The organism is Pelodictyon luteolum, from assembly GCF_001622165.1.
Taxonomy (GTDB): Bacteria; Bacteroidota; Chlorobiia; order Chlorobiales; family Chlorobiaceae; genus Chlorobium; species Chlorobium luteolum_B.
The window spans coordinates 25,601-41,944 of the sequence record NZ_LVWG01000023.1 but is presented as its reverse complement, the minus strand read 5'-3'; the positions used below and the strand labels follow the sequence as shown (position 1 = coordinate 41,944).

Sequence of the window (16,344 nt, the reverse complement as noted above, 5' to 3'; positions counted from 1 at the left end):
ATCAAACACATAATCGTTTGAAATGCTGAACTCGCGTGAGGGTGCCCGGTCATGACCGGCTCCCTTATCGGAGTCTGCTGTTGCCAGATAGGTTCCGCTTCGTAATCCATCCACACGGTAATAGCCGAACCGGTTCGTAACGGCTGTTGCGACAATCTCGCCCTGTACGTCGGTAATCTTTACAAGCATCCCTGCAATGCCTATGCCGTTCCTGTCGGCAACCTTTCCTGCGGCTCCGTACCTGGCGTAAAGAGGGATCTTTATTCCTGTGACGGCACCGTTCCTTATCTCCACCTTCATCTCCTTCTGTTCGCTCACCAGCTCAATCGGCAGGTTTTCCCGGTCGATGGATACCCGGTAGATTCCCGGTGGAAGCCTTCCGAGAAAAAAGTCTCCGTTGAGCTGACGCTGCTGTATGCTCCTTCCGTTCATGAGGATTTTGATGTCATTGATGTCGGATGAGGAGAGGGTTGACGAGCTCTGGATATCCAGCGACCCTGCAAGGGCCCCTCTCGTTAGAGTCACTTCATTCCGGTTGATGGGTATGAATCCACGGTTCGACCAGCCGAGATCCCATGAGAGGGTAATGGATGCGCTTTTTCTGGATTCATCGGTTGCGTTGAGGGGAATCAGCGTGCTGGTGGACAGATTAGCGGCATTGTTCATATTGAAACTGTACTGCATGGCAAGTCGCATGCCTGTGTTGATGTGGCGGCTCCATGAACCCGAGATCCCGAACGAGCCTCCGGAATAAGAAAGCAGGGTAGCCACGATATCCCGTGAGCTTCCTTCTGGATACCAGTCGAGGCCGAGGTTTGTGACCGCATCGCTGGTACTGAAGGAATAATCGTTTACCAACCTCACATTCAACTCCCTGGATATGTCGTGCTGGTAGTCCAGTGATATGACCTTATTATCGTATATTCCCTGCACCCTGTCATGCCTGCCGAGCCTCAGGCCGGTTTCATAGCGGTAGGTCCGGTCGTCATGGGGAGTAGCCGTCATACGCCACCAGCTGAAGGGAGAAAGCGTTGCGGCCGGGAGAAGATAGCTGTGTACAAGGCTGTCCGCACTTCTCTGGTGGCGACCGATGGTCTGAAGGGTTATTCCTTCAGCCGGTCGGACAGTCCAGCGCATCGAGTGGCTTTCTTCCCGGGGTGCGGTGTCCGAGCCATACCCCTTGTCATGTCGGGTTCCCCAGTATGAGAGGTCCCAGCTTCTGTAGCGCCCCTCAAGCTGTATATCGGCCCCGGATCTTTCGTTGGAGCGGGCAAGGTAGAGTGCAGAGGTCCACCTGCTTCCAATTGAGAGTACGGCCCCTGTCAGCAGGTCCGCTGTTCCTGCATCGGCGTTCTGCTGGACTGCGGTTTCCAGAGTTACCCTCCGGCTCACGCCGTACAGCATGTCAGTAAAAGCTTCGGTGTTTCGGCTCGACCCATGCTCACCATCAAGGATGTTGCCGGTGCGGCCGGCACCGCCACGAACCATGACTTCTCCGGCGGGAAGCGATCGGCTGGAAACTGACTGGCTGAAGTCGATCGTTTTTATCGGGTTTTCATTGATGGATCGCAGATAGACATAGACCTCAGTTCTGCGCAGGTCACTATCCATCCTTACGTTCGGAAATGTGAATGTCCCGTCCAGATTGATCCTCTGGCGTGCAACCACCTCACCATCGAACCGTAATTCTGCAATGCCTCCGGGTGGCGCTGAGCCTTCAAGAGTGCGTAACTGGTTTGAGTCGAAATTCAGGAACATGTCGCTGCCGTAAGCCTGTTCGGCATCGAGTTTGCGGATGATCGAGCGGTTGTTCCACCCGAACTGAAGGCCGGTCATGTAAGTGGAGCCAAGCAGGGAGTAACTTCCCGAATAGCCTGTGCCGAGCCGGATGGCAAGGTTCCTGTTGAACGTGGTCCAGTTATAGCGTGAAGCGGTCATTTTTTCTTCCGGATCACCCCTGGCCGTCATGCTCCAGACCCCGCCGAGAACTCTTCCTGAAGATTCAAGGAGAATGTTTTTGTTTGTCGTGCCCTTGAAGTCGTGATCTGCCTGAGCTTCAATGCCGATATAGGAAATAGTGCCGGAGGGGGCCTTGACATCCGGCTCTTCACGTTTCCGAACCTGCCTGGCTCCCGGGCGCCACGGGATGTCGAGCATGACGGCAAAAAGGGACGGGTCGAATGAGGGTTGAGCGAGGAACGCGCTTTTCAGGTCATGGAACGATATGCATGGTTCGGATTCGAACGACTCAAGAGCCGAGGTGTCGAATGTCAGTGTTCCGAGATCAGTGGGATAGCTTACAATAGTGCCTGTCCTGCCCTCTTCCTGGAGGCCCGATTTTTTCAGGAACGGTTCGAACGCAATCCAGTACCCGCTCCCGGTTCGATAGATGATGGCTTCGTCGAGGAGCGTTCCGTTGAAATAGATTCCGACGAGTAGTGTTTCAGTCTTTTCCTGCTGTTTCTGCAACGGCTCCGCTTCAACTGGCTCCGCCGCAAGGAGTACCGGCTGTGCAGCTGGATACTGGAGAAGGGCGCAGGCAAGTGCTATTCTCCAGTATGCCGTGAGGTTTTTAAGGCGGAGGACGGACACAGATGGGTGGGGGATACGCGTTACTGGAACAGCTTTTCGATCGTTGCGCCATCGACTGTCCCCTGAACGGCTATCACATAGTTCTGAGGGTCAGCGTCGGGGATGGGGATGGCTGTAGCGATACTTCGCTGCGTTCCGGCAAGGACGGGGCTGTTGTTCAAATTGCCTGCCCTTATGAAACCTTCGGGTTTTTCCTCTCCAGGTTTCAGGTTGACGCATGCGGCCATGCTGCTGAACCCTGGAAAAGTTCCTTTTCGCCATATCGCGTAACTGCCTTTCATACGGGTGTGCACGTTTCCCCTGTTCATCAGTTCGGCATGGATTGTTTTTCTGTTCCTGTCAAGGGTAAGTGCAGTGAGAGTCCCTTTGTGCACAATCGGCTCTGCATAGGCGTATATTCCAACGCCGAGCCGGAAGAGCATTTCGACTCCGCCCTTCGTGGTCGACGAGGGCTGTTCATTGAAATAGATAATAGCCCGGTGTTCGCCCGGCTCCGGTTGCACGCGAGGCCGGATTGAGAAGCGGACAACCTGTTCTTTTCCCGGTGCGATGGTGAATGCGAGAGGGTTAATGACCATCCACTGGTCTATTGATTGCGGTGATGGCGGGCTTTCCTGCAGTGTATTGTTCCCGTCAAGTGTCCAGTTATAGATTTCGACCTTGAGGGTGACGGGTGTTTCTTTCAGGTTTTTCAGCCGGATTGAGCGGGTTGCAGGTTGTGCTCCGATAGGAATTTCGAACATTGACGGGGAAACCGCAATCTGGCCCGGAGGTTCAGCCGCCGGGATGTCGGAAAAGAAGTTTGTTGAAAGCACCAGGCTGAGGGCAAGGACTTTGATGAATTTCATCGGGCTTGGGGCTGGGCTGTTTTACTGCATTACCGATGCCTTTCTCGGCAATGATGCATATAAAATGCAATATAGCCATACGGACGTGTTCTGGCGTTGTTTTTCTTTTAGAGAATGCGTGTTATGTGTGTGACAGGGCCGACTGAGCGTGCTCAATGTATACCTGCTGTAGCACAGAGGCAGAGGTTCTGTGCCTGATGAGGCACACTGTACATCAGGACGTCAGTTTTTGCTCTGCAGCACTTTGGTACTGTCGGGAACGGAAGGCGTTGAGGGGGAAGAGAGCCCGGCAGTCGAAGTATTTGCACGCTGCTGAGTCAGGTACTGCAGGAATGATTCCGACACATTGACCGATATCGTGGCTGTAGCGGATCTACGCTCAGCTGCATGGGTTCCATTCAGCATTGTAAGGGCCAGAATGCACAGAATGGTGCCGATAAGGGCCATGATGGAACGGGTAGTCAGCATTGGAGGTGTATGTTTCCAATCAAGTATTCCATCATAATATACGATCCCGTTGTAAAATAATTGTCAAAAGTGATGATGTATCATGTTTTGCTGATCGATTCAAGCCAGAAAAAGTGTCCATCCACCCTAGTTGAGCCGGAAGTTGATTGGCGTTACTTTGGTCGTGATGGTGACGGGATAGGTCCCTGATGCCATTGTTTCTGTAAGGGAGAATGAGATGGCTGCAGCTTCTGCCTGGAGCCTGAATGCGTCACGTTTATCATAGCTCCATTGACTTTGATGAATGACCGGGGGGGTAAAGGTTACGGTGATCTTTGACGTCCTTTCGTCATTGAAAACATCCACACGTTGTACTTCGCTGGAGAACTCCTTTCCGTTGATGCTGTAAGAGGCGGTGTACTTTGGCGACTTGCCGTTGGTGGTCTTAAACGAATCCGTATGCCAGAGATCATCAATGGTGCGGGTTCTGAGCTCTGTGGAATAGGGTGTCACGTCTTCCTGAAATGAGAGCTCCCCGTCAAACGGGTCCAGCAAAGGCATGTCGACGGTTGCGTTCCCGATACTGACGGCTCCGGTCGGCCCTGAATACAGTTCGCCTACCGTGATGGAGAATTGAGCGTTCTGGAGAAACGTGATTGATGTACTCTCGTCTATGTCTTTCTCCTCATTGGCCCTGGCATTCAGTGGCGTGCAGAGGATCAGTACAGCCAGCAGTGCCGCAGTGAGGATTTCGTGCTGTTTTGGTCGATGCATTGGAGCCTTTTTTGACAGTTATGGCAGCAACGCCTTATGACTCAATGTACGTAACAATGCTGAACCCATCCACACGGTTTCAGCATTGTTACATACAGCATTGCATGGCCGTGGCTTCAGATGGTTTCAACCGATAAGGTGAAGGTGCCGGTGTGTGCGCCGGACTTGGTCGTGCTGCCGAAATCAAGGTCCATGATGACATTGCCGCTGGTTGCTGCGCCGCCTGCGCCTCTGAGGGCTGTCGTGATAACTTTATCAGCGCTCACCCCACTGGATGAAACTTTCCAGTTGGAGGCGCCAATGGTGGATTTATTATCAGCATTCGTCATATCGGTGCCCTCGATTGCAACTTTTGCCGTACCGGAAGGGGAGAGGCCTGCGATGGACCATACGTTGTTCAGTGTAACGGTTTTCTTTGCACTGCCAAGGGCTGTAGCTCCGGCTATTTCGGCATCGTATGAGACTGCACCATCAGGACCCAGCTTGGCGTCGAAGGTTTTGGCCTCATCGATGCCCGTCGCTGACGATGATGCCGTGAAATTAAGGTTGATGTTCTTGTAGTACCGCAGAACGATGTATTCGGGCATGGTGACCGTCATTGTCGTGGTGCCTGTGGTCGTGACGGCAGCATTTGCGGATGCAGGAGCGAGGCCTGCGGCAAAAATGGATGCGGCGAGGATGATGCGGGAGATAGTTTTCCTGGTTGACATGGCAGTAGGGGTTTTCTGTGTTGTGTGTAAGGGCTCAGTTATGGCTTCCCTAATACAAATCCTGTGCCAAACATTTAAAACCGGGTTGTTCTGGTAAAGAATATCCCGCGTCATTGCCGAAAACCTGCACCGGGTGGGCCTGTACGAAAACGGCAACCCATAGGGGGCCCCGATGAGCGGCTACGTTTTAGATGGGTTCATAGGGCGGAAGCAGTTGTGGCGTACTGATACAACTGTGCCAGCCTGCTTCAGGGGTGCCACAATGACTCATATGGGCTGCGGAGGATCGGCCGGATAAGCCGGGGAGGGTATATGCGGAGGGATGAAGTGGTGCTGTACGTCAGTCCTCGAAGTCGAACATCTCTTCAATCGCTGAAGGAATCGCATCACGGACCATCGAGGCGGAAACAAGGCTGGATACGTCGGATGCAAGATCACCGGCACGACCGTGGAACCATGCTGCCGCAGCAGCGGCTTCGGGGAGGCATTCGCCTTTGGCGGCAAGGGCTGCAACCATACCTGAAAGGACGTCGCCGGTACCGGCTGTGGCCAGGGCCTCCGTGCCGCTGGTGTTCAGAAGAACAGGACCTGATTTTTTTGCGATGATGGTCGGCCTGCCTTTGAGCAGGACTGTTGTCGAATACGTATCGGCAAATCGGGTGGCGGCAGCCAGCGGGTCTTCGGCCACCGATCCGGAATCGGTGCCGGTCAGGCGTGCCAGCTCTCCATAATGGGGCGTGATGAGCACTTCCGGCATTGCAGAGAGCACGTTCTGAAGGCCTGCTTCGGCAATCGCGTACAGCGCATCTGCATCGAGGATGAGCTTCTTTTCGAAAATGTCGGGGTGGCTGAGGAGCGCTTTTACGAGGTCGATGGCGTCGGGGCTCCGGCCGAGTCCCGGACCGATCAATATCGCCTCTGACCATCGTGCTTTTTCCTTCAGCGTGTCCATGTCCCGGCCGATGACGATTGCTTCAGGCACGGCGATATGCAGTGTGGTTGCCAGAGACGGCGGAACGGAGACCGCCACATACCCCGCCCCGGTCTTTACGGCAGCACCGGCGGCAAGCAGCGCGGCACCGCCCATCGAGCTTTCTGCGATGCTGGAGCCTGCGATGATGAGCACTTTTCCGTTCATGTGCTTCGCACTGCCTTCCGACCTGAGTGCAAAATGCCCAGCGGCAAAGGATTCGTCTATAAGAAATGCTCCGGCATCCTCCGCGAGGAATTCCGGAATGGAAATCTCCGCCACATGCACTTCTCCACACAGCTCCGGTCCGTCCTGCAGAAGCAGTCCTGTTTTCATGAATGCCATGGTGATGGTGAAGTCGGCCATAACGGCCGGCATGGTGGCATGGCCGCTGGTGGCGCTGAGACCGGTCGGGATGTCGACAGCCAGACAGAGGGCTTCTGAGCGCTCATGCAGGGCGTTGAGCAGTTCAACGCCTTCAGCAAGGGGAGAGGGGAGCGGTGCACCCGGAGCTTCAAGACGCAGTCCGGTGCCTGTCATGGCGTCTATGGTGACGCTGTACTCCTGTTCGGAGACAAAGGGGATGGCTTCCTCTATGCTGTTGAAAATGCGGAGCGGGAGTCCCTCCTCTTCATAAGCACGCAGGATCGACATGTTTGCTTCGGCGGCGCCCCCGGCTGCACCCTCAGGATAAAGAAGGACAAGATCAACGGCACCTCCACGGTTCAGGATGTGGCGCGCAATGACGAACCCGTCGCCGCCGTTGTTGCCTTTTCCGGCAACAATGAGAAACTGCAGTCCTTCGGGCGAGTCGAGGCTGAGTTTTTCGAGCATATACCCTATACACTCCTTTCCGGCAAGCTCCATCAGGCACATGGGGCTGATATGGAGCTTCTCGATAGCAGCCCTGTCGGCCTGCTGCATTTCAATGGCGGTCAGGACTGGCTGCATCGCTTAAAGGAGTTCGTTCAGGTGCAGGGCGTTTTCAAGTGCATCGTAATAGGCTGCCGACAGTTCTTCAGTAGTAAAGCGGAGGGTCTCATGGCCATCGACGGCAAGGGATGCATCAGCAGGAACCACCTGGCCGATGACGCGCACCGGGACGCTGTGCCGGATTGCTTCCTCGATGACTGCACGGGCGGCATCGGGGGCGATAGTTCCGACAACGCGACCCTGGGCCTCTGAAAAGAGCTGCTCCTGTACACGGTAGGGTCCCGATCCGCAATCTTCAAGATCGACCTGGAACCCGAGCTGGCGGGATTCGTCCATGATGGCTTTTTCGGCAAGGGTGACGAAAAGTCCGCCGTCCGATACGTCGTGAGCGGAGTGGAGGAGCTTCTGTTCGGCCAGAGTCACGAGAAGGTCCTGCAGGTTCTTTTCGTGCTGGAGGTCTATATCCGGAGCATCGGTGCCGGGCGTGCCGTACTGCATGACCTGGAATTCCGAGCCCTCGAGCTTCAGGAGGGGATCGCCGAAGAGGATGATGGCGTCGCCGGCGGTCGTGAAGGCAGAACCGACGAGGTTGTCGATGTCATCAAGCAGGCCGATCATGCCGATGGTCGGTGTCGGGTAGATGGCTGCCCGCCCGCCGCCATGGGTGGACTCGTTGTAGAAACTGACATTGCCTCCGGTTACCGGGGTGTTGAACGCCCTGCAGGCGTCTCCCATACCCTGTACGGAGGTCTTGAACTGGAAGTACACCTCGGGCTTGTAGGGATTGCCGAAGTTCAGGCAGTTGGTGATGGCAAGCGGGCGGGCGCCGGAGCATGCGATGTTGCGCGCGCATTCAGCAACGGCGATACGTCCCCCGGCCAGCGGGTTCAGGTAGACATAACGCGAGTTGCAGTCGGTTTTCATGGCAAGGCCCTTCTTTGTGCCGCGGATCCTGATGACGGCGGCATCGGTATGGCCGACAGGGGTTACCGTGTTGGTCTGCACCATTGAGTCATACTGGCGGTATACCCAGCGTTTGCTTGCGATGTTGGGCCTCTTGAGAAGCTCGAGGGCAAGGGCACGGAGGTCGAGTCCCGCATCGGGTTTGAGTGCGGCGGGAGCGGTGTCGGGCTTTTTTTCCACGGCTTCGCGGATGTAGACCGGGGCGCCGCCGCCGAGGACGAGCGATTCAGCCGGAATGTCGGCGACCAGTTCTCCGTGGTGCAGCACCTTGACATGGTTGTCCGATGTGACGCATCCGACGACAACAGCCTGGACATCCCATTTTCTGTAGACGGCAATGATGTCGTCCTCATGGCCCTTTTCGGCGACGATGAGCATCCTTTCCTGGGACTCGGACAGCATGATCTCATAGGCGCTCATGCCTGCTTCACGGGCAGGAACGAGGTCGAGGTCGATAGTGATGCCACCGGTGCCGTTCTTTTCGATGCCGCGGGCGCTCATTTCCGACGTGGAACTGGTGATGCCTGCTGCACCCATGTCCTGAAGGCCTGCGACGTATCCCGTGGCAATGGCTTCGAGGGTGGCCTCGAGCAGGAGCTTTTCGGCGAACGGATCGCCGACCTGCACGCTCGGCCGTTTGTCTTCTGAGGCTTCGCTGAGATCTTCAGAAGCGAAGGTGGCTCCGTGGATGCCGTCCCGGCCTGTAGAGGATCCGACGATCAGCACCGGGTTGCCCTCACCCTCCGCCGTGGCGCTGACGGTCTTGTGGTGCTCGACAATGCCGACCGACATGGCGTTGACGAGCGGGTTGCCGGTGTAGCAGTCCTCGAAATAGATTTCACCGCCAACGGTCGGTACGCCGAACGAGTTGCCGTAGTCGCCTATGCCGCGGACGACACCGTCGACGAGGTAGCGGACCCGGGGGTCTTTCGGCGAGCCGAAGCGGAGCGAGTTGAGCGAAGCCACGGGCCGTGCGCCCATGGTGAAAATGTCGCGGTGGATGCCGCCGACGCCGGTGGCAGCGCCCTGATATGGCTCTACGGCCGAGGGATGGTTGTGGGACTCGATCTTGAAGGCCACGGCGAGGTTGTCGCCGATATCGACAAGCCCGGCATTTTCCTCTCCGGCCCCGGTAAGCAGGGCTTCGCCTTCACGCGGAAGGGTTTTCAGGACGGCAATTGAGTTTTTGTAGCTGCAGTGCTCGCTCCACATGACGGAGAAGATCCCAAGTTCAGTAAACGTGGGGGTGCGGCCGAGTACCTCCTGTATCTTCTGGTACTCTTCTGCATTAAGGCCATGTTCGGCGGCAAGGGCAAGATTGACTTCCGGTTCGATCGTTTTCATGCTTGGTGTTCGATATTCCTTGGGGGTGATCACGCCTCTCGGCCGTGACAGTTTTTGTACTTCTTTCCGCTTCCGCAGGGGCAGAGATCATTCCTGCCCGGTTTGTCGTGGTCGGCCACAACCGGCTGCTGTTTGGATGCCTGCGCTGCAGGTTCGCCATCCGGCTGCGCATTATAAACGCTGCCTGCCTCTTCGTGCTGAGCCATCAGCTTTTCCTGCTGGATGGCTGCCCGGCGCCGGCGCTCTTCGATTTCATGGGCTTCATCGGGGTGGACGGGAAAGAGCTTGAATGCGAGCGACAGGGTTTCCAGCTCGATTTCATGAAGCAGCAGAATGAAGAGATTGTAGGCCTCCTGCTTGTACTCAAGCAGCGGGTCTTTCTGTCCATATGCACGCAGGTTGATGCCTTCGCGAAGGGTATCGATTTCGCGGAGGTGCTCCCGCCAGTGCTTGTCGATGACGCTGAGCACGGCATACTTTTCGATCTGACGCATGATGTCTTCCGGCACTGCCTCTTCCTTGCGGCGGTAGAACGCGAGTGCGAGCTCGTATAGACTGTCGGCCATGGGAGCGATACCTTCCCGCTCGAAGGTTTCCCGGTCAGGCTTGAACTCGATTGAGAGCTCCCTGAGGACCTGCTCTTCAAGGGCGTCGACATCGTGCGTTTTATGGTGCTTTTCGACCGTGGTGTCGCAATAGTCGCGCAGCAGGTCGAGGATGTCAGAGGTAAGGCGCTCCTTTTTCAGGCCGTCACGCCGGCGTGTGTAGATGACCTCGCGCTGCTGGTTCAGGACATCATCATATTCAAGGAGGCGCTTGCGGATGGCGAAGTTCTGTTCTTCGACCTTTTTCTGCGCCCTCTCGATCGACTTGGTGATCATGGAGTGCTCAATGACGTCGCCCTCTTCATGGCCGAGGCGGTCCATCACCGAAATGACCCGGTCGGAACCGAAGAGGCGCATCAGTTCATCCTCAAGCGAAACGAAAAACACCGATTCACCGGGATCTCCCTGACGTCCGGCCCTGCCCCGAAGCTGGCGGTCGATTCGGCGGGACTCATGGCGTTCGGAGCCGAGGATGAATAGGCCTCCGAGGTCACGGACCCCTTCGCCGAGCTTGATGTCGGTGCCGCGGCCCGCCATGTTCGTGGCAATGGTGACCGCTCCCTGCCTGCCGGCTTCGGCTACGATTTCAGCTTCACGCTCGTTCTGCTTGGCGTTGAGCACATTGTGCGTGATGCGTTTTGCCCTGAGCATCCTTGACAGGGTTTCCGACACCTCGACGCTCGTCGTACCGACCAGCACCGGCTGGCCCTTTTTCTGAAGTTCCTCGACTTTTGCTGTAATCGCGTTGTATTTCTCGCGCCGGGTCTTGTAGACGAGGTCGTCCATGTCCCTGCGCACGATCGGACGGTTGGTGGGGATGGCCACCACATCAAGCTTGTAGATTTCGTAGAACTCAGAGGCTTCGGTTTCGGCCGTGCCGGTCATGCCGGCAAGCTTCTTGTAGAGGCGGAAGAAGTTCTGGATCGTGACGGTGGCCATGGTCTGGGTTTCGCCCTCGATCTTCACGTTCTCCTTGGCTTCGATCGCCTGGTGAAGGCCATCGCTGTAGCGGCGCCCGGGAAGGATGCGGCCGGTGAACTCGTCAACGATCATCACCTGACCGTTCTGTACCACATATTCATCGTCTTTCGTGAAGAGCGAGTATGCTTTCAGGAGCTGCGCAATGTTGTGAAGGCGTTCGGAGCGTTCGGCAAACAGCCTGTAGACCTCGTCTTTCCTCGTGATTTTCTCGGGGGCTGCAATCGAAGAATCAGCGTCAATGGCGGCTATCTCCGTGCCAACGTCAGGAAGGAGGAACAGGTCCTGGTCCTGATGGCTCAGTTTGCTGAGAAATTCGCGGCCCTTGTCGGTAAGGTCGATGGTCGAGGCCTTTTCATCAACGGCGAAATAGAGTTCATCATCGACTTCGTGCATCCTGCTTGATTTATCGCGCAGGTACTCGTTTTCCGTGGTCTGGATGAGCTTTGCGACTCCCTGCTGGGCAAGGATCTTGGTGTAGCGGCTGTTTTTCGGCTGGCCCCGTTTTACCCGGAGCAGGGCAAGACCGGCTTCGGGGTCAGGTTTTTCGTTCTTCAGACCCTTTTCTGCTTCGTTGAGGAATGATGCCGTCAGGTGCTGCTGCGCCCGCACCAGCTGTTCAATCCAGGGCCGTATTTCCTCGAACTTGCTGTTGTCGGCGTTGGGGACAGGGCCGGAAATGATGAGCGGGGTCCTGGCTTCGTCGATGAGGACGCTGTCGACCTCATCGACGATGGCGAAATAAAAATCCCGCTGTACCATCTCGTCCTCGGTTCCTGCCATGTTGTCGCGGAGGTAGTCGAAGCCGAATTCGTTGTTGGTGCCGTAGGTAACGTCGCACTGATACTGCCGGCGGCGTTCTTCAGGGCGCATGGTGTTCAGGATGACGCCGACACTGATGCCGTGGAATTCGAACACGGGGTTCATCCACTCTTTGTCACGCTGTGCCAGATAATCGTTGACCGTCACCAGATGAACTCCGCGGCCGGTGAGGGCGTTGAGGAAGGTCGGAAGGGTGGATACGAGGGTTTTGCCCTCGCCGGTGGCCATTTCAGAGATCTTTCCGGAGTGCAGGACGATGCCGCCGATGAGCTGTACGTCATAGGGCACCATGTCCCATGTTGCCTCGCGCCCCATGACAGTATAGACATGGCCCTTGAGGCGCCGGCAGGTGTCTTTGACAACGGCGTATGTGTCAGGGAGGATCTCTTCAAGCACTGCGGCCGTTGCAGTTTCGTACTCTTTGGCGAGTGCGTCGATCTCTTCGTTGATCCTGTCGGCATCTTCAAGGCTGATCGAAGCATTGTCGAGCTTCAGGTAGAGGTCACTGCGCTTCGTTTCAATCGGCTCGAGCGTTTTGCGTACCCGGTCCCTGAGCTCTCTGCAGCGCTGGCGGAGTTCATCGTCGCTGAGCGGGATAAGCAGGGCCTGCAGCTCATTGATCCGGTCGATGACCGGCTGGATTTTCTTTACGTCTTTTTCGTGCTTGGAGCCGAATATCTTTTCAAAAAATTTCAACATGCTGAAGCAGTGCTTACCTCTAAGGTTTCAAGGACGGCCATCAGGCCGTATTTTCGTCTCATAAGGTATTGAATTACGGCTTGAGAAAAAAGCCGATACACAGGAAAAAAGAGCCCCCCAAAGAGCCCCTAAATGAGCCCGCGGAATAAGGGTTCCAGGGGCGTTTTAAAATGCCTGCATTTTCCTGACTTCGGTCCTCCAGCAATGAAAAAGATGGTGGCCTCTGTAGCCGGCCATCTGCTCTCCAAGGATCGCCCCGGCTTTCTTTGCCAGGACAGGGTAGGTTTTGTCTGTCAGGGGGGCTGATGCCTCGGGGAGGTCGAACCACTCTCCAAGGAACTGTCGAACATGGGTATCGATGGGAAAGGCGTCGAACCGGCCCAGTCCGAACAGGGCTATGCAGTCTGCGATTTTCGGTCCGATGCCGCTGCAGGTGTTGAGGGCTGCCCGGATTTCCTCGAGCGTGGTCTTTTTTGCGGCCAGAGTCTTGAAGTCAAGGTGCCCTTCTGCGACTTTTTGCGAGGCGCTGACGATGTTGCGGGCTCTTGTCAGGTTGTTGTTCGTACATGCCCGCAGTTCCAGCGGATCGGCAGCGCCGAGGCGTGACGGGGTAGGGAAGCGGTACAGATTGATGGCGCAGCCGTTCAGTGTCAGCGGAACATGCTCGCCGTAGCGCCGCGCCAGCAGAGAGACCTGTCGGCGAATCAACGCCATTCCGATACCCTGGGCGCACATGAATGTCACCATTGTTTCATACGGATCCTGTCGCAGCACCCGCAGTCCGCGGTAGCGTTCGAGCTGTCGGGACAAGCCGGGAAAAGCATTTCTGAATGACTCTGAAAAGAGTGTTTCCGTATCGACATCCATCGAAAAATACCGGCGAAACCACGCCTCAGGGGCTTCAGTGTCGATTGTTTCTCCGTCAGTATAAATCACAGTACCCTTATCATTATTCTTTTCAAGAATAATTGCACTTCCATTGATTATAGCTGATACATACCTCTCTTTATCACCATATCCATGCCATGAGAATGATTGTCCGCTGAAGAGAGTCTGATTGATATTGAGCTTCTCTTCATGTTCTATAAGAAAGCGTATCATTGGTATGCATGCATCAATTAGTGTTGATTGAAATCGCCAATACCTCACTTAATGTGTTTTGTCTTCCTAGGCTGTCTATCCAGTTGTAATAAAACAACATAATGTTTCTTGTGCAGGAAAACTTTATCATTACTATGCAGTTATTTGTTTAGTGTATAACTACTGGTCTATTTCGGTATCTGGATCTCTTTAATATTTTCTTAGTAAGCTTAAGGGGTGTCTATACCTGTCGACTTGTAGGGGGCTGGTTCGTGCGGTATTGTAGTGCTTGGGTGGACGTTCATTTGCGGGAACTGTCCTGAGTGTCGTGGTTCTGCTTGTGGGGTCTGTGTTTGCCCGCGTTTATTCTTCGAGCATATCAAACACGCTGACGAGGGATTCCTGCTGTTCTTCAGATTCCTCAATAAGCTCGAAAGTTCTGTTCCGGGCACCATCATTCCAGAGTGAAAGAACGGCGACTTCTGCAACATCTCCCCGGCTTACCGATCCGGATATTGAGTCCCCGGTGGCTGCAAGAAGGCGGTGCATGAAGGGGGGAGTGTTGAGCAGTCCCCCCGGCCTTATGATGGTGTATGAGCGGTTTTCGCTGCCGAACAGACGACGGACTTCGTTCTCACCTTCAAGTTTCATCTTCAGCACCTGACCGTATTTGTTGAGGGGGTGGTCAGGCTTTGTTGCACCGAGCGAGCTTAAAAGGACGAACTTCTTCAGGCCCCGGCTCTCCGCAATGGCGGCCAGGCGCATTACACCGTCACGGTCTATTGCCGATGGTGGCGGTGCGGTGGGATCGGCAGGATTGCTCCCGATGGCAGAGATGATGGCATCGCATTCTTCAAGAGCGCTCTTCAGGGCTTCCTCATCTTCCAGAGAGCCGATACGGACGAAGTCTTCAATGGCGTTTCCAAAGAGCTCCTTCAGCTTATCGGCAGAACGGACATAGAGGCGGAAGGAGACGCCGTAGTGCTGCAGCCTTTTGAGGATTTCTCGTCCGGTCCTTCCAGTGGCTCCAGCCACAAAAACGGTTCCAGAGTAGGGCTGCATTGGCCATCAGGGTTCAGTTGAAGAGGGAAAATTTCACATTCCAGGCCATGGTTAAATCCACGAGGGCGTGGAGGATGATGACGGAGCGGATGTCACGGTACCAGAAGAAGCTGAGTGCCCAGCTTCCGGCAATCATCATCTGCACCGGCATGAAGAAGGGCTTGAACGGGCTCGTCTGGTCGACGTGCTCGGGAAGAATGGCCAGCCAGAAGAGGCCGTGGATCAGCCCGCTGTAGAGTATGAAGAAGAGAAATCCGGCGCTGAACACCACCCAGGGGTTCATGGTGGTTTTTTCAGCCAGTGCGGCTCCCATGCGGAAGACGGCGTAGAACATGAAGGTTTCGGCGATTCCGTTGCCGATGCTGAAGACAATGAGGGTAAGGGGATCGAGCGCACGGCCACCGTCATACGTGGAGTTGCTGTAGACCCAGGCATTCAGGGCAACGATTGCTGCCGACAGGACCAGCAGGATGATTCTGCGTGCTCCGAAATCCTTATTGAATGTAAGTATGTCAGAACGGAAGAACACTAGACCGATGAGGATGGCGATGGCCCAGTACAGAAAGACCATCATTGGCGGTGTCAACTCCATGGTAATGATGATTGAGGGTTAAGGGACACGGGTATGCATTCCGCGCTTGATGAGGCGGCATGGTAGGAACTTCTGACAAAAGGTCCCGACTGGACGCTGCTGAACCCCAGCGAGAGGGCAAGATCACGGTAGCGTGCGAACTCTTCAGGTGGTATATAGCGTTCAACAGGGATGTGGCGGGTACTCGGCTGGAGATACTGGCCGATGGTGAGCATCCGGCATCCATGGTTGGCAAGGTCCTGAATGGCCTCGCCTACTTCTTCAAATGATTCCCCCATGCCGACCATCATGCCGGACTTGGTGGTGAGCCCGAATACTGATGCTGCTCGCCGAAGCAGATCAAGGGATCGGTGGTAGCGTGCCTCCGGCCGTACTTTTTCGTAAAGCCTCGGGACGGTTTCAATGTTATGGTTGAGCACATCCGGACGTTCCCTGCATATCTGATCGAGAGCTGCTTCGTTTCCGGCAAAATCAGGGATGAGGCATTCAATGCCGGCCCGGGGGCAGGCATTCCGGATTGCACGAATGGTTTCCACCCAGTGGGCAGCTCCTCCGTCAGGGAGGTCGTCCCTTGTCACGCTCGTCAGTACCACGAACTGCAATGCCATGGTTCTGGCAGCCGCTGCAATCCGTTCGGGTTCATCGCTTTCAGGGGCGGCAGGCGACCTTGCTGTATCGATTGCGCAGAACCTGCAGGTTCTGGTACAGACGTTGCCGAGAAGAAGGAAGGTTGCCGTGCCCTCTGACCAGCACTCCTGCAGGTTAGGGCATTTTGCCGAGCGGCATACGGTATGGATGCCTTTGGAAGAGAGCAGCCTCTGGAGTGCCCCGAACCCCTCACCGGCGCTCAGCCGCTGTTTCAGCCATTCGGGTTTTCTTGGAGCATGATCCTTCATTGCGTGCTTCCGTTCTCTATTCAAGGGGC

12 protein-coding genes are annotated in these 16,344 nt (G+C 55.6%); all 12 read right to left on the bottom strand.

Features of this window, described 5'->3' with window-relative positions:
• The coding region (locus A3K90_RS04410; protein WP_303681362.1) for a carboxypeptidase-like regulatory domain-containing protein at positions 1-2,592 on the bottom strand (2,592 nt) is incomplete at its 3' end.
• A 20-nt stretch (positions 2,593-2,612) separates the two neighbouring features.
• Entirely contained in the window at positions 2,613-3,440 is an 828-nt protein-coding gene (locus A3K90_RS04405; protein WP_303681361.1) for a molecular chaperone, read from the bottom strand.
• 222 nt (positions 3,441-3,662) lie between these two features.
• Entirely contained in the window at positions 3,663-3,908 is a 246-nt protein-coding gene (locus A3K90_RS04400; RefSeq protein ID WP_303681360.1) for a hypothetical protein, read from the bottom strand.
• Between the two features lie 126 nt (positions 3,909-4,034).
• Positions 4,035-4,661 carry a hypothetical protein gene (locus A3K90_RS04395; protein WP_303681359.1) on the bottom strand — a complete coding sequence of 209 codons (627 nt, stop codon included), beginning with the start codon at positions 4,659-4,661 and terminating at the stop codon, positions 4,035-4,037.
• A gap of 116 nt (positions 4,662-4,777) precedes the next feature.
• Positions 4,778-5,371 carry a hypothetical protein gene (locus tag A3K90_RS04390; RefSeq protein ID WP_303681358.1) on the bottom strand — a complete coding sequence of 198 codons (594 nt, stop codon included), beginning with the start codon at positions 5,369-5,371 and terminating at the stop codon, positions 4,778-4,780.
• A 340-nt stretch (positions 5,372-5,711) separates the two neighbouring features.
• The gene (locus tag A3K90_RS04385) at positions 5,712-7,292 is read right to left on the bottom strand and encodes an NAD(P)H-hydrate dehydratase (RefSeq protein WP_303681357.1); all 1,581 of its coding nucleotides are present in this window, start codon (positions 7,290-7,292) and stop codon (positions 5,712-5,714) included.
• 3 nt (positions 7,293-7,295) lie between these two features.
• Positions 7,296-9,581, bottom strand: coding sequence for a phosphoribosylformylglycinamidine synthase subunit PurL (gene purL / locus A3K90_RS04380; RefSeq protein WP_303681356.1), 2,286 nt, complete (start codon positions 9,579-9,581; stop codon positions 7,296-7,298).
• A gap of 29 nt (positions 9,582-9,610) precedes the next feature.
• The gene (gene secA, locus A3K90_RS04375) at positions 9,611-12,685 is read right to left on the bottom strand and encodes a preprotein translocase subunit SecA (RefSeq protein WP_303681355.1); all 3,075 of its coding nucleotides are present in this window, start codon (positions 12,683-12,685) and stop codon (positions 9,611-9,613) included.
• A gap of 165 nt (positions 12,686-12,850) precedes the next feature.
• Entirely contained in the window at positions 12,851-13,786 is a 936-nt protein-coding gene (locus A3K90_RS04370) for a DNA-3-methyladenine glycosylase (protein WP_303681354.1), read from the bottom strand.
• A gap of 342 nt (positions 13,787-14,128) precedes the next feature.
• A complete protein-coding gene (locus A3K90_RS04365; protein ID WP_303681353.1) occupies positions 14,129-14,827 on the bottom strand; it encodes an SDR family oxidoreductase in 699 nt (232 codons plus the stop codon).
• 13 nt (positions 14,828-14,840) lie between these two features.
• On the bottom strand, positions 14,841-15,401 hold the full coding sequence (locus tag A3K90_RS04360) for a hypothetical protein (RefSeq protein ID WP_303681352.1): 561 nt from the start codon (positions 15,399-15,401) through the stop codon (positions 14,841-14,843).
• Positions 15,402-15,409: 8 nt separating this feature from the next.
• Positions 15,410-16,339 (bottom strand): lipoyl synthase, encoded by a 930-nt coding sequence (gene lipA / locus A3K90_RS04355; RefSeq protein ID WP_303681351.1) that lies wholly within the window; start codon positions 16,337-16,339, stop codon positions 15,410-15,412.
• Positions 16,340-16,344 lie beyond the last annotated feature (5 nt).

Excerpts from the sequence above, each read along its gene's own strand:
- A3K90_RS04400 (WP_303681360.1), bottom strand. The coding sequence starts at position 3,908 with ATGCTGACTACCCGTTCCATCATGGCCCTTATCGGCACCATTCTGTGC.
- A3K90_RS04370 (WP_303681354.1), bottom strand. The coding sequence starts at position 13,786 with ATGATACGCTTTCTTATAGAACATGAAGAGAAGCTCAATATCAATCAG.
- secA (WP_303681355.1), bottom strand. The coding sequence starts at position 12,685 with ATGTTGAAATTTTTTGAAAAGATATTCGGCTCCAAGCACGAAAAAGAC.
- A3K90_RS04395 (WP_303681359.1), bottom strand. The coding sequence starts at position 4,661 with ATGCATCGACCAAAACAGCACGAAATCCTCACTGCGGCACTGCTGGCT.
- A3K90_RS04365 (WP_303681353.1), bottom strand. The coding sequence starts at position 14,827 with ATGCAGCCCTACTCTGGAACCGTTTTTGTGGCTGGAGCCACTGGAAGG.
- A3K90_RS04390 (WP_303681358.1), bottom strand. The coding sequence starts at position 5,371 with ATGTCAACCAGGAAAACTATCTCCCGCATCATCCTCGCCGCATCCATT.
- A3K90_RS04385 (WP_303681357.1), bottom strand. The coding sequence starts at position 7,292 with ATGCAGCCAGTCCTGACCGCCATTGAAATGCAGCAGGCCGACAGGGCT.
- A3K90_RS04360 (WP_303681352.1), bottom strand. The coding sequence starts at position 15,401 with ATGATGGTCTTTCTGTACTGGGCCATCGCCATCCTCATCGGTCTAGTG.
- purL (WP_303681356.1), bottom strand. The coding sequence starts at position 9,581 with ATGAAAACGATCGAACCGGAAGTCAATCTTGCCCTTGCCGCCGAACAT.
- A3K90_RS04405 (WP_303681361.1), bottom strand. The coding sequence starts at position 3,440 with ATGAAATTCATCAAAGTCCTTGCCCTCAGCCTGGTGCTTTCAACAAAC.